We start from the raw sequence: 16,396 nt of genomic DNA on the forward strand, positions 1-16,396 counted from the left end.
CAGTGGAGAGCCCTTCAGAAGCGGAAGGCGACCCCGGCGCTGATCACCCAGGGGTCGAGCCTGTGGCGCGTCTTCAGCACTTCGGTCGTGCCGGCATACCAGGTTGCGGTCGGACGCAGGAAATAGCGCTTGGCGTCCAGTGACAGGGCAAGGCCGCTGTCGTTCACCGGAATGTCGACCCCGGCCTGTAACGCCGCGCCGAGCTTGTCGCCCATCTTCTGCTTCGTCGCGCCGAGCGACCGTGTCGTCGCGCCCGGCTTTTCGTCGATGAAGATGAAATAGCTGGGACCGGCGCCGACATAAGGGCGAACGCCGCCGTCCTTCCCGAAATGATATTTGAGCGTGAGCGTCGCCGGAACGATCTTCGCGTCGGAGACCAGCGTGGCGCCGTCGAGCGCGCCGCGACCGTTCACGTCATGCTGCGTGACGCCCGCGATCGTTTCGAGCGAGAGACGGTCGGTGACGAAATATTCGATCGCGACCGTCGGCGTGACATTGTCGTCGGCCTTCGCCTGCGTTCCGGCGGGCAGGCCGATGCGGTCGGTTTTGACGTCGCTGATCTTGCCGTCGGGCGCGACATAGGTCGCCAGGACCTTGAACTGGACATCCCCGGCCTTCGCGGCCGCTTGGCCCGGAACCGCCAGCGCGGCGGCGAGAGCTGCAAGAGAGAGATGGTGGGTCTTCATTGTCGGATGCTCCTCTGTTGACGGAGCCTCTCTGCGCCAGGTGCCTGGCCGGGGCATTGACGGGGCGCAATCTTTTCCTTGATCCTGATCAATGTTTTTGCGCGCGCGGACGCGCAAGGCAGCCCCGAACCATGCAGCCCGAATGCTGCATCAAGCGGGGACAAGCGAAATGGACGGTCTGGTAATGAAGGCAGGCGGCTGGCTGGGGCTTGCCCTGCTGGCTCTGGTGATGGCGGCGGCGGCCGTCGACGCGCCCTATGCCGTGCATATGATCATTGTCGCGCTGGCATGCCTTATAATGCTGTGGGCGACGATCTCGCGCACCAACTATGCGAAGCTTGCACGCGGCATCCTGAAGATGCCGCCCGACGAAGGCGTCTATGACGACGATCCGGTGCGCTGGGGTGTCATCGCCACCATCTTCTGGGGGTTCGCGGGGCTCGCCGTGGGTCTCTATATCGCGTTGCAGCTCGCCTTTCCGGCTCTCAACCTCGGCCTCGAATATACCAGCTTCGGGCGGCTGCGTCCGCTCCATACCTCGGCGGTGATCTTCGCCTTCGGCGGCAATGCGCTGATCGCGACGAGCTATTATGTCGTGCAGCGCACCTGTCGCGCGCGGCTTGCCTTTCCGACCGCCGCGCGCTTCGTCTTCTGGGGTTATCAGCTGTTCATTGTGCTCGCCGCGACCGGTTATGTCATGGGCGTCACCGAGGCGCGCGAATATGCCGAACCCGAATGGTATGTGGACCTGTGGCTGACGATCGTCTGGGTCGTCTATCTCGCGGTCTTCGTCGGTACGATCGTCAAGCGCCGCGAGCCGCACATCTATGTCGCCAACTGGTTCTACCTCAGCTTCATTGTCACCATCGCGATGCTCCATATCGTGAACAATCTGTCGGTTCCGGTGACAATCTTCGGGTCGAAGAGCTATTCGGCCTTTGCCGGGGTGCAGGATGCGCTGACGCAATGGTGGTACGGCCACAATGCCGTCGCCTTCTTCCTAACCACGCCCTTCCTCGCGATGATGTACTATTTCGTGCCGAAGCAGGCGGAGCGGCCGGTCTACAGCTATCGCCTGTCGATCATCCACTTCTGGTCGCTGATCTTCCTCTATATCTGGGCGGGTCCGCACCACCTCCACTACACCGCGTTGCCCGACTGGGCGCAGACGCTCGGTATGGTCTTTTCGGTCATCCTGTGGATGCCGAGCTGGGGCGGCATGATCAACGGGCTGATGACGCTGAACGGCGCTTGGGACAAGATCCGCACCGACCCGATCATCCGCATGATGGTCGTCGCGCTCGCCTTTTATGGCATGGCAACCTTCGAGGGGCCGATGCTCTCGATCAAGGCGGTCAATTCGCTCAGCCATTATACGGAATGGACGATCGCGCATGTTCATGCCGGGGCGCTCGGCTGGAACGGCATGATCACCTTCGCCGCCGTCTATTATCTGGTGCCGCGCCTGTGGGGGCGTCCGCGGCTCTATTCGCTGCGCATGGTGAACTGGCACTTCTGGCTCGCGACGCTGGGGATCGTTTTCTACGCCTCCTCGATGTGGGTCGCCGGCATCATGCAGGGGCTGATGTGGCGCGAATATGGTGCCGACGGCTATCTTGTCTACAGCTTTGCCGAGACCGTCGCGGCGATGCATCCGATGTATCTGATCCGCGCCGCGGGCGGGGCGATGTACCTCGCCGGCTTCCTGATCCTGATCGTCAACGTCTGGGCGACGCTCGCGGGCAAGGTCCGCGAGGAAAAGCCGATGACCGAAACCCCGTACAACGCCGCCGCGGACCGCCCGCTGGCGCCCGTTTCCGCCGTATAAGGAGCCTCAGGCCATGGCGACCCAACCTGCCGAAAAGCGCTTCAGCCACAAAAAGCTCGAGCGGAACATTACCCTGCTTGGCTTCTTTTCGCTCGTCGCGGTCGCGATCGGCGGGATTGTCGAGATCGCGCCCTTGTTCTGGATCGACAACACGATCGAGAAGGTCGACGGGATGCGGCCCTATACGCCGCTCGAGCTGGCGGGGCGCAATATCTATATGCGCGAGGGCTGCTACACCTGCCACAGCCAGATGATCCGTCCGTTCCGTGACGAGGTCGAACGTTACGGCCACTACAGCCTCGCTGCCGAGAGCATGTATGACCATCCGTTTCAGTGGGGGTCGAAGCGCACCGGGCCCGATCTCGCGCGCGTCGGGGGCCGCTATTCGGACGAATGGCACCGCGCACATCTGATCGATCCGCGCAGCGTCGTCCCCGAATCGATCATGCCCGGCTATGCCTTCCTTGCCGACCGCGATCTGCAAGAGGCCGACATGTCGCGCGACCTGACGACGCTCTACCGCGTCGGCGTTCCCTATACGAAGACCGATATCGCCAAGGCGAACGACGACATCCGCGCGCAGGCCGATCCCGAAGCAGGGGCGGGCGATCTCGTCAAACGCTACCCGAAGGCGCAGGTGCGCGATTTCGACGGCGATCCCGACCGGGTGACCGAGATGGACGCGCTGATCGCCTATCTTCAGATGCTCGGCACGCTCGTCGATGTCGAGAAAGCGGCACCGCAGGAACAGGCGCATGCGCCGGACGCCCCGGCGGGAGCGGCACGATGAGCTACGACGAAGTCCGCCATTTCGCCGACAGCTGGGGCCTCATCGTCATGGTGGCGATGTTCCTTCTCTTCATCGCCTGGCCCTTCCGCAAGGGCGCCCGCCGTCATCACGACGAAGCCGCAACGATGATCTTCAAGGACGACGACAATGGCCGAGCATAAGCGCATCGACGAAGCGACCGGAACGAGCACGGTCGGCCATGAATGGGACGGCATCGAGGAACTCGACACGCCGATGCCGCGCTGGTGGCTTTGGGCGCTCTATGTGACGATCGTCTGGGGCATCGTCTATGTTATCCTATATCCCGCCGGGCCGATGATCCATGGCGCGACCGAGGGCGTGTTCGGCTGGAGCAGCCGGGGTCAGTTGCAGGCGGAGATGCAGGCCGACGCCGTGCGCCGCGCGCCGGTAATGAACGCGATTGCGGCGACGCCGGTCGCTGGTCTGCCCGCTAGGCCAGAGCTGATGCAGGCCGCGGTGCAGGGCGGGGCGGCCGCGTTCCGCGTTCATTGCGTCCAGTGCCACGGCGCGGGCGGCGCGGGGGTGAAGAAACTCTATCCCAGCCTGACCGACGACGACTGGCTGTGGGGCGGTGACCTTTCGAAGATCGAATATACGATCACCCACGGCATCCGGAATCCCGACCACAAGGAAACGCGGACCAGCCAGATGCCTGCCTTCGGCCGCGAAGGCATCCTCGAGTCCGCGCAGATTTCCGATGTGGTGAGCTTCGTCCGCACGATCAGCCATCAGGAAAAGCCGGGCGCGTCGTCGGCGCGCGGCGCGGTGCTGTTCGAGGCGAATTGCGCCGTATGCCACGGTCCGACCGGTGACGGCGGACGACAGGTCGGCGCGCCGAAGCTGACCGACGCGATCTGGCTATTTGGCGGCGACCGTGCAAGCATCACGGCCACCGTGACCCAGCCGCGCAACGGTGTGATGCCGCGCTGGGGCGCCCGGCTCGATCCGGTGACGATCAAGATGCTCGCGGCCTATGTCTATTCGCTCGGTGGCGGGGAAAAGGCGCCGGTGCCGGCCGTTGGGGCGCAGGGGCCGGCAACCGAAGAACGGGGAGCCGATGGCCAGCCCTGATGATCTGACCGGTGACCATGGGTCGCTCTATGCGGCGCGAAAGGGCGTCTACCCCAAGAAGGTGAACGGCCCTTTCCGCCGCTTCAAATGGGCGATCATGGCGGTCACGCTGGCGATCTATTATGCGACGCCGTGGATCCGCTGGGATCGCGGCCCGCATGCACCCGACCAGGCAGTGCTCGTCGATCTCGCGAACCGGCGCTTCTACATGTTCCAGATCGAAATCTGGCCGCATGAATTCTATTATGTCGCGGGTCTGCTCATCATGGCGGGGATCGGGCTGTTCCTCGTCACCAGCGCGGTCGGGCGCGCCTGGTGCGGCTATGCCTGCCCGCAGACGGTATGGACCGACCTGTTCCAGCATGTCGACCGGCTGGTCGACGGCGACCGCAACGCGCAGATCCGCCTCGCGAACGGGCCGTGGACGGTCGGGAAGGTCGCGAAGCGGGCGCTCAAATATGCGATCTACCTGACCGTCGCTTTCTGGACCGGCGGCGCGTGGATCATGTATTTTGCCGATGCGCCGATGCTGACGCAGGACTTCTGGGCCGGGCAGGCGGCGCCGGTCGCTTATGCCACGGTCGCAATACTGACCGCGACGACCTTCGTCCTCGGCGGCTTCCTGCGCGAGCAGGTGTGCATCTATATGTGTCCTTGGCCGCGCATCCAGACTGCGATGATGGACGAGAAATCGCTGCTCGTGACCTATAAGGACTGGCGCGGCGAACCGCGCGGCAGCGTCAAGAAGGCGCAGGCTCACCCCGGCGCCTTTGGCGACTGCGTCGATTGCAATCAATGCGTCGCGGTATGCCCGACCGGCATCGACATTCGCGAAGGGCCGCAGATCGGCTGCATCACCTGCGCGCTGTGCATCGACGCCTGCGACGGCGTGATGGCGCAGGTCGGTCGCCCGCGCGGGCTGATCGACTATTGCACCCTCGACGATGCAGCGATCGAGAAGGCGAGGGGCACCGCGCCGCCGATCCGCAAGACGCTGCTGAGACCCCGCACGCTGATCTATTTCGGCATCTGGGCCGCGATCGGGCTCGCGATGCTGTTCACCCTCGGTCAGCGCACCCGGCTCGACCTTGCCGTCCAGCATGATCGCAGCCCGCTTTATATCCAGCTGTCGGACGGATCGATCCGCAACAATTACACGCTGAAGCTGCGCAACATGGAGCTTCGCCCGCGCGAGGTCGAGATCAACGTCAATGGTCTCGCCGGCGCGCAGCTATGGACGCAGGCCGGATCGCGCGAGACCGCGCGGCAGAGCCTTCGCCTGTCGCTTGCGCCCGACAGCGTGACTCCGGTCAAGCTGTTCGTCGCGGCCCCCGGCAAGGGGCCGGCGCGGCAGGACTTCACCATCGCGGTGCGCGGACTCGACGACGATCCGCGCGGCGACAGCGACACTATCCAGTTCGATCGGCCGGAGACGGGACAATGACAGACAAGCATGCACAGAAGATCTTCACCGGCCGGCATATGGCGGCGATCCTGATCGCCTTCTTCGGGGTCGTGATGACGGTCAACTTCATCATGGCACGGTTCGCGCTCTCGACTTTCGGCGGGACGGTGGTCGACAACAGCTATGTCGCGAGCCAGCATTATAACGAATGGCTCGCGCACGCGGCGGTGCAGGACCGGCTGGGCTGGCAGCGGTCGGTGACCGTCGATGCCGACCGCCACGTCCGCCTCTCGATCCGCAAGGACGGCAGGGTTTTGGACGGCTTGCAGGTCCGGGCGACGCTCAGCCATCCACTCGGGCGCGTCGAACCGCGCCCGCTGCATTTCCTGATCGCGCCCGACGGCGGTTTGCGGTCCGCCGAAGCGCTGCCCGCAGGGCGCTGGCGGCTCGACCTCTCGGTGCGGCAAGGAGCGGATGAGGCGCGCTATCGGGAGACTCTGCAATGAGCGCCGCCACGCTGATCGAACGCGACTTCGCGGTTCCCGACATTCGCTGCGCGGGCTGCATCGCGAAGCTCGAACAGGGGCTCGTACGCGACCGGCGGATCGCCGCGGCGCGCGTCAATTTCACCGAAAAGCGCGTCCATCTGTCGTGCGTGCCCGATGCCGAGACGCCCGACCTGATCGGTGCCTTCACCAATCTAGGGTTCGAGGCGCATCCGATCGGCAACAGGTTCGACGATGTCTACGCAGAGGCCGAGACGAGCCGCGAACTGCTGCGCGCGGTTGCGGTGTCGGGCTTCGCCATGATGAACGTGATGCTGCTCTCGGTCTCGGTCTGGTCCGGCGCGACGGGAACGACGCGCGACCTCTTTCACTGGCTGTCGGCGGCGATCGCGCTGCCGACGGTCGCCTATGCCGGGCGTCCCTTCTTCCGCTCGGCGTGGCGCGCATTGCGTCATGGCGGCACGAACATGGATGTGCCGATCAGCATCGGGGTGCTGCTCGTTTGCACGATCAGCCTATACGAAACCGCGACGAGCGGCCCGCATGCCTATTTCGATGGTGCGGTGATGCTGTTGTTCTTCCTGCTTTGCGGGCGCTGGCTCGACAGCGTGATGCGCGACCGCGCGCGGGGCGGAGTGACAGCGCTGCTCCGCAATATGGGTACGGGTGCGATGGTCATCGGCGCGGAAGGCCGCAGCCGCTGGGTCGATGCGACCGCGCTGGAACCCGAAATGGTGATGCTAGTCGCCGCGGGCGAACGGCTGGCCGCCGACGGCATCGTTGTCGGGGGCGCAAGCCGGCTTGACCTGTCGTTGCTGACGGGGGAAAGCGCGCCGCAGACCGTCCACGCCGACGCCCATGTTCATGCGGGGACGCTCAATCTCGATGCGCCGATCCGCGTGCGGGTGGCGGCAGTGGGCGCGGACACCGCGATCGCGGACATCGCGCGGCTGATGGGCGAGGCGGCGCAGGGCAAATCGCGCTACGTCCGCATCGCCGACCGCGCGGCGCGTTTTTATGCGCCTGCCGTGCATTGCCTTGCGCTGATGGCGTTTGCCGGATGGATGGTCGCGGGCGCGGGCTGGCACCACAGCTTGCTGATTGCCGCAGCCGTGCTGATCATCACCTGTCCCTGCGCGCTCGGCCTTGCGGTCCCAGCGGCGCAGATCGTCGCAGCGGGTGAGTTGATGCGCGCCGGGGTGCTGATCAAGGATGGATCGGCACTCGAACGGATGGCCGAGGTCGATCTGGCGCTTGTCGACAAAACCGGGACGCTGACGCTCGGGCGACCCGAGGCGATCGGGATCGAGCGGCTGGATATCGGCGTGAAGTCGCTCATCCTCGCGCTGTCGCAGGCGAGCCGCCATCCGCTCAGCGAGGCGCTGACGCGCGGCTTGCAGATGTTCGACGTTCGTCCCGCCGAAGTGACCGACGTCCGCGAGACGCCGGGCTTTGGCATCGAGGCGCTATGGGCGGGGAAGACGGTCACGCTGGGGCGGCCACAGGCCGGGGGGCTCGGCGATGCACTGGCGAGCGAACTGACCGTCGGCGGCCGGTCGGTCGCGACGATCCGGTTCGCCGATCGGCTGCGTCCCGACGCGCGCGAAGCGATCGACGCGCTCTGCCGGGAAGCGATTGGCGCGATGATCCTGTCGGGCGACCGCGCCGAGGCCGTAGCGCCGGTCGCACGCGAGTTGGGACTGACCGCGCAGACCGGGATGAGCCCGCAGGACAAGCTGGCTGCGATCGAACGGCAGGAAGCGCTGGGGCACAAGGTGCTGATGATCGGCGACGGGCTCAACGACGGGCCCGCTCTGGCCGCGGGCTATGCCTCGATGGCGCCCGGATCTGCCAGCGACGTCGGCAAGAATGCCGCCGATTGCATCTTTCTCGGCGACCGGATGATGCCGGTGGTTCAGACCGTCAGGATGGCACGGCGCACGCAAGCGGTGGTGCGGCAAAATTTCATTCTTGCGATCGGGTACAATATGATCGCGGTTCCGCTAGCTTTCTTCGGCTTCGTCACCCCGCTGGTGGCGGCGATTGCGATGTCGGGTTCGTCGCTGATCGTCGTCGGCAACGCATTGCGGCTAAAAAGGGCGATCCGGTGAACGGGCTGATCTTGCTGATCCCGATCGCGCTCGGTTTGGGGCTGCTCGGTCTTGCGGCATTTTTGTGGTCGATGCGGCAGGGGCAGTTCGACGATCTCGACGGCGCGGCGCTGCGCATCTTTGTCGAGGATGAAGAAAGCGACGCACCATGAGGATCGGCAAAATCCCGATGGCATTGGCGGTCGCCGCGCTGATGCAGCCACCGATTGCTGTCGATGCGCGGGTTGTTGTCGTTCCGGCGTGTGGAGCCCAGCCGCACAAGATGCTGCTTCCCGGCGATCCGGTCGATCCCAACCAGCGGCGCGGTTGCGACAAGGCGTGTCATGCCGTGACCGAGCGTCGCGGGAAATTCGCCGGAGCGAAGCGGGGCTGTTGCTAGATGTCCAATATGTTGATCCCGATCAATGTCGGGGTGCATGAGACCGCATAAGACAGGCTCATGTGGACCTATCATCCCGATTTGCTCGCCCGGCCCGTGCCGCGCTACACCAGCTATCCGACCGCGATGGAGTTCGCCGAAGATGTCGGCGCCGACGATTATGCGCTCGCGCTCGACGGGATCGACTCCGCAACGCCGATCTCGCTTTATGCGCACATCCCCTTCTGCGAGCAGATATGCTGGTATTGCGGCTGCAACACCGGGGCGGCGGGGCGCAGACAGCGGCTGGCCGACTATCTGGCGGCGCTAGGGTCGGAGATTGCGATGGTGGCGAAACGCCTTGGCGGGCGCGGGCGCGTCGGACGGATCGCCTTTGGCGGCGGCAGCCCGAACGCGATCGCGCCGGTCGAGTTCGTCCGCCTGCTCGACCGGATGCTGACCGTTTTCGATGCGACGCGGCCCGACATTTCAATCGAGATCGATCCGCGCGGCTTTACCTCCGAATGGGCGCTGGTGCTGGCGGCGTCGAACGTCACGCGCGTCAGCCTGGGGGTTCAGACCTTTGCGCCGCATCTCCAGAAGGCGATCGGCCGCGTGCAGCCGCTTGCCGATATCGAATGTGCGATGGCGGCGCTGCGGCTGCGCGGGATCGATGCGATCAACTTCGACCTGATGCATGGCTTGCCGGGGCAAAGCGTGGCCGATCTCGATGCAACGCTGGATGAGACGATCAGGCTCGCGCCCAGCCGCATCGCGCTGTTCGGCTATGCCCATCTGCCGCAGATGCTGCCGCGCCAGCGGCGCATCGACGCGAGCAATCTTCCCGATGCGCGGCTCCGCTTCGAACAGGCGGCGCACGGATATGGGCGATTGACCGCAGCCGGCTATGTCGCCGTCGGTTTTGATCATTTTGCGCGGCCCGACGACCCGCTGGCAGTCGCGCTGAGCGAGGGTAGGGTAAACCGCAATTTTCAGGGTTTCACCGAAGATGACGCGTCGGTTCTGCTGGGTTTTGGCGCGAGCGCGATCAGCAAATTTCCCGACCTGATCGTTCAGAACGAGAAACGCGCGGGGCCATATCGCGATCTGATTGGCGAGGGCCGGTTGGCGGCGGTGCGCGGCGTGGTCCGCGCGCAAGAGGAAAGGGAACGCGCTGCAATCATCAGCGATCTTCTGTGTCAGGGCCGCACGCGGCTGGAGGGGAGATGGGTGCAGGCAACGCAGGTTTCGTTGGCCGATTTCGGTGCGCAGCGGCTGATCGACTGGGATGGCGACACGCTGATCATTCGCGATGACGCGTTGCCTTACGCCCGCATCATCGCGTCGCAATTCGACCGCATTCGCGGGAGCGTGTTTCCGGATAATTTCCGATGAACGTTCGCTTTCTACGACCCAACTGCAAGAGCTGACCGTCTTAAATCGGCCAAGCGGCGCCGCACGAAACGCAGTTCGTTCGATGACGGCGAAATGCCGTCGCGCTCATCGTCCGCTGAAAGGCTCATCTCTTTGGGTTCGTGCGCCGATCAGGACCCGGGACATGTTTCCTCGCTCACGAACCGTGAGAAAGACGATGTAGGGAAGCAGGAAACCCGCGCCTCCGAAAAAGGCGATGAGCGCGAGGAGCAGGGCGATCGCCGTAAATCCATTCCGCCAAGCCGTCCAAAGCGCAGAGAGGATAAGAAAGCAGAGAAAATCGAGGTTAAACTGTCCGGGCCATCCCAGCTTCGCCATGTCTCCGAAAAAGATCGGCAACAATCCGAGCCCGTGGCGGGAAATGACGACAGCGGTATAGGTGGCCAGCGCCAGCCAAAGGATGATCAATAAAGTACGAAACGGCCCCATCGACGGCAATCTGCCACGAGATTGCTGCGGCGGCAATTGCGGTTTTGAGGAACTGCGTTGCGCAAGCTCCTCCCAGGAGTTGCAGAGCCCGCTTTGGGCCTTTCCATCTCGCAGCTGTGCGAGATGAACCGGAACCGACCAGCAGGTTCGGTGTTGAACGAACATGCCTTCGTCCGCCTCGATTTCAGCACCGAGATCTCTTCGCTTCGATACGGCACTCGTCGTCGCTGCGGCCATTCTTCAAATCTTGGTCTCATTTCTTCCCTCGCTCGGCGTCGGAACGCCGATCGGAGAGAAGTCCGACCGATTGTCGACACTGGTCACGCCCGCGGGGTGGGCCTTTTCCATTTGGGGCGCGCTCTATCTGGGAGCTCTGGTTTTCGCTGTGTTCCAGGCGCTCCCGCAGCAACATGATAGCGCACTCATGGCACGCGTCAGGCGTCCGGTCGCAGTCGCCTTTCTGGCCAATGCCGGCTGGGCGACATATGTGCAGCTTGACGACGTCACCATGGTGTCGGTGCTGATCATTCTCGTCGGACTTGGTAGCGGGTTGCTCGCGATGCGCAGGCTGACAAATACACCACAGCCGCTTTCCAAACGGGAGCGGTGGTGCGCGGCGCTGCCGCTCACGGCGCTTGCCGCATGGCTGACGTCCGCTACGATCGTGAACATTTCGTCCGCGCTGCGGTATCACGGCGTCGAAGCGAGCGCATCCACCGCGCCGATCATTTCCGCCGCCGTGCTTGTCGTGGGCGGTCTTGTCGCGGGGACGGCCTTGGCCCGCTCGAAGGGCTGCCCGCCCTATGCGATTGTATTCCTCTGGGCTCTCGCTGCAATCTTCGCCAAAGGCGGGCAGCTTAGTTCGTCCGTCGCGATCGCCTGCGCTGTAGCTGCGTCGATCGTAATTGCGGGAGCACTTATAGGATGGCGCAGGGGCGGAGCGCACTGGACCACCTGACCGGCGCTGCGGCCCCTTCTCGCAAACGATGGTACCCCCCCGCCTGAACCGATGTTCTTCACAGACGCCATTCGCGCACCGACCTTTTGAAAGTTGCTCTAGGGACGCGCAAGTCAGCCGAGCGTCAGATATTCCTTGTCCACGCCATAACGGCTCGCGACGCAGTCGCTCAGCGGACGTCCCGTCCGGCGGCTTCCGTGAGCCCATCAGGACCCGGGAACTATCTCCCCGCTCGCGAGCGATTAGAAACATCAGATTCAGAAATCGGAAACTGGTACCTCCCAAAGAATGACGAGAGCCAGGGGCAGGGACCCCGCCGTAAAGCCGTTATCCCGCGCGTTCCAAAATGCGGAGACGATCAGAAGGCACAGAGAATCAAAGTTGAACTGACCGGGCCAGCCGACCTTGGCCTGGGACGTTGAAATGACCGCAGTTCGGAATCGCGCAGAGGAAGCGCGACGGCAACGCAAGCAGGTTGGTTCTTGACCGCGAACTCTCGAAGCCCGGGAATTGACCGCCGCAGATCACCTTTGCAGGTACGACCACCTTTTTAGGAGGTGCATATGATCATGAGAGACATCGACGCACGGCAAGCCCGGCCCCGCGAAAAATCTTACAAGATCGGAGCGGGGCCGGGCCTCTACCTTGCCGTTCGGCCGGGCGACACCAAGCTCTGGCGCATGAAATTTCGATTTCATGGCCGGGAGAATGCACTGAACTTCGGGCGCTATCCAGAGGTCAAGCTCGCGGAAGCGAGAGCGAAATGTAATGTCGCCTGAGAACTGCCGCCACTTGTTTCAGCAATCCGCGGACATGATCGCGAAGCAAACTCTCGCAGGCCAGAGACCACGCGCAAAGCATTGATGTTCACCTTGTTGACCTGGGCTCGGACGGGAGAAGTCCGCTTTGCCATCTGGTCCGAGTTTGAAGGGCTCGACGAGCTGGATCGCAGGCTGCTGTGGCGGATTCTGGCCGAACGGATGAAAATGCGGGAAGAGCATCTGGTGCCGCTTTCGCGTCAAGCCGAAGCACTGGTGCGTGAACGGCACTTGCGAATGGGGAGGGGGCGGTTTGTTTTTGGCGGCAGCGATCCTGACAAACCCATGTCGGAGAACACGATGCTCTACGCATGCTATCGCATGGGCTATCACGGGCGGCAGACTGTGCATGGCTTTCGCGGGCTTGCATCGACATGAACGAACGAGAGTGGTCGCTATCGCTCCGACTGGATCGAGGTAGCTCTTGCGCATGAGTGCAGAGACAAAGTCCGGGCGGTCCACAATAGCGCGCTCTACCTCGATAGAAGGCGGTTGATGTTGCAGGATTGGGCCGACCATATCGAGAATATCAGCGGCCGGAAAAGCGCTCCAGACACCGCGCCAACGATAACGATCGGCGTTCCAACTGGATTACAGAACGGCTTGTCGCTTCTGGGGCGCAATTGGAGGTAAGTTGGGGTCAGGGGCACTTCTCTCTGTATTTTATTATTAGAAATCAATTATTTAAATTTCAGTTCGCCGCCCTCTTCCGCTACCAAATCCCGTCCCGGGTCGATCGATCAGCCGTTCTGCGGCGCGGTCATCGACGCTGCGGCTGCGAGCAGGCCGGCGTTGAAACGCTGCGACAGAAGCGCATCGGGAATCGCGTTGAAGGCGTGGATGGCTCCGGCATAGCTGTGGAGTTCGGTCGGTACTCCGGCGGCAGTCAGCCGGCGCGCATAGTCCAGATTCTCGTCGAAGAAGAGATCGAGGCTGCCCGTCGCGATATAGGCGGGCGGCAGGCCCGACAGATCCTCGGCGAGGCTCGGCGAGAACCAGCCGCGCCGTGCGTCGTCGGCGGCATAGTCGCCCTGTAGCGCGGCCCAGCCGAACCGGTTACTCGCCCGCGTCCAGATGAATTCGCCCGTCACCGGATTGCGATAGGGGCAATCATCGCCGCCCGTGCGGTGATCGAGCATGGGATATGTGAGGAGCTGTCCCGCGATTGCGGGGCCGCCGATGTCGCGCGCCATGATCGCCAGCGCGGCGGCCAGCCCGCCGCCGGCGCTCTCGCCCGCGACAATGATTCGCCCTGCGTCGAAGCCCAGCGCATCGGCCTGGCCGGCAAGCCATGCCAGCGCCGAATGGCAATCCTCCTGCGGTGCGGGAAAGGGATGTTCGGGCGCGAGACGATATTCGACCGATGCCACAGGCACGCCGGCGGTCGCTGCGAGAATGGCAGGCCCCGCCTGCATCTGCTCGACCGACCCCATCACCATGCCGCCGCCGTGGATGTGCACAATGGCGCCGCCGCCCGGCCGGGTCGTCGCAGGACGATAGAGAAAGACCGGAATGTCCGGCCCGCCGTGAATCGAGGGTAGCGTCAGCCGTTCGGGGACGATGACCGGCGGCGGCAGGATGGCGTAGGCCTTCGCCGCATTGGCGCGGATCTCGGCGATCGGTGCGGCGTCAAGCTCGACCCGCGGAAACAGATCAAGCAGCGGCACGATCTGCGGATCAACAAGGTGGCGTGTGCTCATCGGTCATTCCTTCCTTCGCGGCGTGCACGTTATGCACAGCCGGGGCGCGACGGCTAGCGCCGTGAAGGGGAATGCAGAAAAAGCCGGGATCCGCTCAGCCGACCGCGACGATCGCCTCGATCTCGACCAGTGCACCGAAATGGAGCGGGCCGCTCGGGACGATCGACCGGGCAGGGCGGTGGGTACCGAAGAAGGCGGCATAGGCGCGATTGACCTCGCCCCAATGCTCGACATCGGTGACGTAGACGGTGCAGCGGATGACATCCTCTTTCGCCGCGCCGACGACGCGGGCGATCGCCTCGATATTGCCAAGCGCAAAGGCAACCTGATCGGCGATCGACACATTATCGGCGTCGGCCGTATCCTTGGTCACGCCGAGTTGACCCGACACATAGAGCGTATCGCGATGCAGGACCGCCTGCGCATAGTGGCCGCCGGGCGGCGGGGCGTCGGCGCAGCGTATTTCGGTCAGCTTCTGGGTCATCGTCATACTCCGGATTGTGTTACCAGCCGCCGGTACGCGGCCATTGTTCGGCAATTTGTCCGTCCCGCAGCACGTCATAGGATGAATAGGCGGCGCAGGTCAGGCAGGCATGGTTCGGCAGAATGCGGACAAGGCTGCCGATCGGCAAGCGGTCGAACCAGCTTTCATCGGGAACAGGTACATTGCCATGTTCCTGATGCACGACGGTGACCGCGAGCGAGCCGAGCGGTTCGAGGGTCGCCGCATCGCAGACGAGGCCGTAGCCCGCCTCGGGCATGAAGCGGTTGGCGCCGACATCTTTTGATAGCGCCAGCGCGCCGGCATCGAGGATCAGGCTTGGGCCATTGTGTTGATGTCCGATCACCGTCGCGAGAACCGAGACGGCAATATCCTCCGGCGCGCAGACGCCGCGCGAGAGCTGGGCCAGATCATGGAAGAGGTAAATGCCGGCTCGGACCTCGGTCACGCCCTCCAGATGTCCGGCGAACAGGACGGTGGGGGTCGAACCGATGCTGACGATGGGGCAGGCGTGGCCGCGTTCGCGCAGATAATCCGCCGAAGACACGGCGGCGAGGCGTTCGACCTCGGCGAGCGCCCTGACGGGTTCGGGTTCGGCAAAGGCATAGCTATGGCCCGCGTGCGACAGGATACCCATCAGTTCGAGACAGGGCGCTGCGGCGGCGATGGCATTTGCGATCGCGAGCAGCGCGGGCGATGCGGGCGCGACGCCGCTGCGATGCTCGCCGCAATCGACCTCGATCAACACGCCGAAACGTGCGTCGAGGGCGGCCGCAGCCTGTCCGATAAGCGCGGCGGCGTCCTTGTCGTCGACGACGAACAGCAGCCGTGCGCCGGTTTCGCGCTGGATACGGTCGGCGCGGGCGAGCTTCGCGGGCGCGATCGCGGTCGAATAGAGAATGTCGCGCCAGCCGGCAGCGGCGAAATATTCAGCCTCGGCGAGCGTCGACACGGTGATCGCGCCCTGTTCGCCGCCGGCGGCGATGCGGGCGACATCGGCCGACTTGGCCGTCTTGAGGTGCGGCCGGAGCATGACGCCTAGGTCGGCGCAGCGCGCGCGCATTCGCCCGGCGTTGCGCTTGAGCCGTGCGGCATCGAGGATCAGCCGCGGGGTATCCAGTCCCTCGAACATTGCCGTCCGTTCCCTCATACCAGCTCCACCAGCGGATCGAGCGTATCCGCGATCAACAGGGGCCGCGCCGTATCGGCAACGAACGGCAGCCCCGCCCGGTTGTGCCAGAAAACGGGCATGCCGACACCCGCTGCGCCCGGAATGTCGGCGGGCGATCCCGCCACGAACAAAGTGCGTGCGGGATCGGTGCCCAAGCGGTCGAGCGCGGCGCGATACGGCTGCGGATGCGGCTTGTAATAGCCGGTCTCTTCGGAGGTGGCGACGACCGAGAAGGGGACACCGACGCGATCGGCCGCCTGCCGCCCGAGCGTGGTCGAGCAATTGGTGACGACGCCGAGCCGGATGCCGCGCGCGCTGAGCGTGCCGAGCACGCGCGGGACTTCGGGCCAGGGCTGGAGCGTGTTCCAGTGCGCGGTCAGCGCATCGGCGGCGGCGGGCGATATGCCCGCCTCGACGGCCGCCTCGCGCACCAGATCCTCATAGGGGCGATAGGCGCCGCAGCCATAGGTCAGCGCCAGATAGGCGCGGCGCCAGCGGAGCCCGTCGGCGGCCGATCCCGCAGCGCCGTTCCACAGCGACCAGGAATCGAGCAGGGCCGTCAGAAGGTCGAAGACGACGGCTTCGACCGGAACAATCTGTTTCATAGG

The 16,396-nt window shown here is 64.3% G+C and carries 19 protein-coding genes; 13 read left to right on the top strand and 6 right to left on the bottom strand.

Features of this window, described 5'->3' with window-relative positions:
• Positions 1-14: 14 nt before the first annotated feature.
• Entirely contained in the window at positions 15-686 is a 672-nt protein-coding gene (locus ACQY80_RS14015) for an OmpW/AlkL family protein (RefSeq protein WP_428680856.1), read from the bottom strand.
• Positions 687-855: 169 nt separating this feature from the next.
• Between ACQY80_RS14015 and ccoN the strand changes: the two genes are divergently transcribed.
• From ccoN to hemN, 10 genes are read left to right on the top strand one after another with little or no spacing between them, the layout of a single operon-like run.
• The gene (gene ccoN / locus ACQY80_RS14020) at positions 856-2,514 is read left to right on the top strand and encodes a cytochrome-c oxidase, cbb3-type subunit I (protein WP_428680858.1); all 1,659 of its coding nucleotides are present in this window, start codon (positions 856-858) and stop codon (positions 2,512-2,514) included.
• A gap of 13 nt (positions 2,515-2,527) precedes the next feature.
• Positions 2,528-3,304, top strand: a complete 777-nt coding sequence (gene ccoO / locus ACQY80_RS14025) for a cytochrome-c oxidase, cbb3-type subunit II (RefSeq protein ID WP_428680860.1) — start codon at positions 2,528-2,530, stop codon at positions 3,302-3,304.
• Positions 3,301-3,465, top strand: a complete 165-nt coding sequence (locus ACQY80_RS14030) for a cbb3-type cytochrome c oxidase subunit 3 (protein ID WP_428680862.1) — start codon at positions 3,301-3,303, stop codon at positions 3,463-3,465. Before ccoO ends, ACQY80_RS14030 begins: the two co-directional genes overlap by 4 nt.
• Positions 3,452-4,396, top strand: a complete 945-nt coding sequence (gene ccoP / locus ACQY80_RS14035) for a cytochrome-c oxidase, cbb3-type subunit III (protein ID WP_428680864.1) — start codon at positions 3,452-3,454, stop codon at positions 4,394-4,396. The genes ACQY80_RS14030 and ccoP overlap by 14 nt, the downstream gene beginning before the upstream one ends.
• The gene (ccoG, locus tag ACQY80_RS14040) at positions 4,383-5,840 is read left to right on the top strand and encodes a cytochrome c oxidase accessory protein CcoG (RefSeq protein ID WP_428680866.1); all 1,458 of its coding nucleotides are present in this window, start codon (positions 4,383-4,385) and stop codon (positions 5,838-5,840) included. Before ccoP ends, ccoG begins: the two co-directional genes overlap by 14 nt.
• Positions 5,837-6,307 (top strand): FixH family protein, encoded by a 471-nt coding sequence (locus ACQY80_RS14045; protein ID WP_428680868.1) that lies wholly within the window; start codon positions 5,837-5,839, stop codon positions 6,305-6,307. Before ccoG ends, ACQY80_RS14045 begins: the two co-directional genes overlap by 4 nt.
• Positions 6,304-8,418 (top strand): heavy metal translocating P-type ATPase, encoded by a 2,115-nt coding sequence (locus ACQY80_RS14050; RefSeq protein WP_428680870.1) that lies wholly within the window; start codon positions 6,304-6,306, stop codon positions 8,416-8,418. Before ACQY80_RS14045 ends, ACQY80_RS14050 begins: the two co-directional genes overlap by 4 nt.
• On the top strand, positions 8,415-8,570 hold the full coding sequence (gene ccoS, locus ACQY80_RS14055; RefSeq protein ID WP_428680872.1) for a cbb3-type cytochrome oxidase assembly protein CcoS: 156 nt from the start codon (positions 8,415-8,417) through the stop codon (positions 8,568-8,570). The genes ACQY80_RS14050 and ccoS overlap by 4 nt, the downstream gene beginning before the upstream one ends.
• Entirely contained in the window at positions 8,567-8,797 is a 231-nt protein-coding gene (locus ACQY80_RS14060) for a hypothetical protein (protein WP_428680874.1), read from the top strand. The genes ccoS and ACQY80_RS14060 overlap by 4 nt, the downstream gene beginning before the upstream one ends.
• A gap of 60 nt (positions 8,798-8,857) precedes the next feature.
• Positions 8,858-10,171 carry an oxygen-independent coproporphyrinogen III oxidase gene (gene hemN / locus ACQY80_RS14065; protein WP_428680876.1) on the top strand — a complete coding sequence of 438 codons (1,314 nt, stop codon included), beginning with the start codon at positions 8,858-8,860 and terminating at the stop codon, positions 10,169-10,171.
• A gap of 105 nt (positions 10,172-10,276) precedes the next feature.
• On the opposite strand, the gene ACQY80_RS14070 is transcribed toward hemN, so the two are convergent.
• Complete coding sequence (locus ACQY80_RS14070) at positions 10,277-10,876, bottom strand: hypothetical protein (RefSeq protein ID WP_428680878.1); 600 nt, start codon at positions 10,874-10,876, stop codon at positions 10,277-10,279.
• Positions 10,877-10,946: 70 nt separating this feature from the next.
• Here ACQY80_RS14070 and ACQY80_RS14075 point away from each other — a divergent pair, with 70 nt between their 5' ends.
• From ACQY80_RS14075 to ACQY80_RS14085, 3 genes are all read left to right on the top strand, one after another.
• Positions 10,947-11,597 carry a hypothetical protein gene (locus ACQY80_RS14075; protein WP_428680880.1) on the top strand — a complete coding sequence of 217 codons (651 nt, stop codon included), beginning with the start codon at positions 10,947-10,949 and terminating at the stop codon, positions 11,595-11,597.
• A 563-nt stretch (positions 11,598-12,160) separates the two neighbouring features.
• On the top strand, positions 12,161-12,376 hold the full coding sequence (locus ACQY80_RS14080; RefSeq protein ID WP_428680882.1) for an Arm DNA-binding domain-containing protein: 216 nt from the start codon (positions 12,161-12,163) through the stop codon (positions 12,374-12,376).
• 84 nt (positions 12,377-12,460) lie between these two features.
• Positions 12,461-12,793, top strand: a complete 333-nt coding sequence (locus ACQY80_RS14085; RefSeq protein WP_428680884.1) for a tyrosine-type recombinase/integrase — start codon at positions 12,461-12,463, stop codon at positions 12,791-12,793.
• A 362-nt stretch (positions 12,794-13,155) separates the two neighbouring features.
• On the opposite strand, the gene ACQY80_RS14090 is transcribed toward ACQY80_RS14085, so the two are convergent.
• The 4 genes from ACQY80_RS14090 to ACQY80_RS14105 form a co-directional block, all read right to left on the bottom strand.
• The gene (locus ACQY80_RS14090) at positions 13,156-14,115 is read right to left on the bottom strand and encodes an alpha/beta hydrolase (RefSeq protein ID WP_428680886.1); all 960 of its coding nucleotides are present in this window, start codon (positions 14,113-14,115) and stop codon (positions 13,156-13,158) included.
• Positions 14,116-14,209: 94 nt separating this feature from the next.
• Complete coding sequence (locus ACQY80_RS14095; RefSeq protein ID WP_428680888.1) at positions 14,210-14,599, bottom strand: RidA family protein; 390 nt, start codon at positions 14,597-14,599, stop codon at positions 14,210-14,212.
• Positions 14,600-14,618: 19 nt separating this feature from the next.
• A complete protein-coding gene (locus ACQY80_RS14100; protein WP_428680890.1) occupies positions 14,619-15,749 on the bottom strand; it encodes an alanine racemase in 1,131 nt (376 codons plus the stop codon).
• 14 nt (positions 15,750-15,763) lie between these two features.
• Complete coding sequence (locus tag ACQY80_RS14105; protein WP_428680892.1) at positions 15,764-16,393, bottom strand: HAD family hydrolase; 630 nt, start codon at positions 16,391-16,393, stop codon at positions 15,764-15,766.
• Between the last annotated feature and the right edge of the window lie 3 nt (positions 16,394-16,396).

This window comes from Sphingopyxis sp., assembly GCF_965279755.1.
In the GTDB taxonomy this organism is placed as follows: Bacteria; Pseudomonadota; Alphaproteobacteria; order Sphingomonadales; family Sphingomonadaceae; genus Sphingopyxis.

Coding starts and splice junctions, on each gene's coding strand:
- ACQY80_RS14015 (WP_428680856.1), bottom strand. CDS start 686: ATGAAGACCCACCATCTCTCTCTTGCAGCTCTCGCCGCCGCGCTGGCG.
- ACQY80_RS14060 (WP_428680874.1), top strand. CDS start 8,567: ATGAGGATCGGCAAAATCCCGATGGCATTGGCGGTCGCCGCGCTGATG.
- ACQY80_RS14085 (WP_428680884.1), top strand. CDS start 12,461: ATGTTCACCTTGTTGACCTGGGCTCGGACGGGAGAAGTCCGCTTTGCC.
- ACQY80_RS14045 (WP_428680868.1), top strand. CDS start 5,837: ATGACAGACAAGCATGCACAGAAGATCTTCACCGGCCGGCATATGGCG.
- ccoN (WP_428680858.1), top strand. CDS start 856: ATGGACGGTCTGGTAATGAAGGCAGGCGGCTGGCTGGGGCTTGCCCTG.
- ACQY80_RS14100 (WP_428680890.1), bottom strand. CDS start 15,749: ATGTTCGAGGGACTGGATACCCCGCGGCTGATCCTCGATGCCGCACGG.
- ccoG (WP_428680866.1), top strand. CDS start 4,383: ATGGCCAGCCCTGATGATCTGACCGGTGACCATGGGTCGCTCTATGCG.
- ACQY80_RS14070 (WP_428680878.1), bottom strand. CDS start 10,876: ATGGCCGCAGCGACGACGAGTGCCGTATCGAAGCGAAGAGATCTCGGT.
- ACQY80_RS14095 (WP_428680888.1), bottom strand. CDS start 14,599: ATGACCCAGAAGCTGACCGAAATACGCTGCGCCGACGCCCCGCCGCCC.
- ACQY80_RS14030 (WP_428680862.1), top strand. CDS start 3,301: ATGAGCTACGACGAAGTCCGCCATTTCGCCGACAGCTGGGGCCTCATC.
- ACQY80_RS14105 (WP_428680892.1), bottom strand. CDS start 16,393: ATGAAACAGATTGTTCCGGTCGAAGCCGTCGTCTTCGACCTTCTGACG.
- ccoO (WP_428680860.1), top strand. CDS start 2,528: ATGGCGACCCAACCTGCCGAAAAGCGCTTCAGCCACAAAAAGCTCGAG.
- ACQY80_RS14090 (WP_428680886.1), bottom strand. CDS start 14,115: ATGAGCACACGCCACCTTGTTGATCCGCAGATCGTGCCGCTGCTTGAT.
- ccoP (WP_428680864.1), top strand. CDS start 3,452: ATGGCCGAGCATAAGCGCATCGACGAAGCGACCGGAACGAGCACGGTC.
- hemN (WP_428680876.1), top strand. CDS start 8,858: ATGTGGACCTATCATCCCGATTTGCTCGCCCGGCCCGTGCCGCGCTAC.
- ACQY80_RS14080 (WP_428680882.1), top strand. CDS start 12,161: ATGATCATGAGAGACATCGACGCACGGCAAGCCCGGCCCCGCGAAAAA.
- ACQY80_RS14050 (WP_428680870.1), top strand. CDS start 6,304: ATGAGCGCCGCCACGCTGATCGAACGCGACTTCGCGGTTCCCGACATT.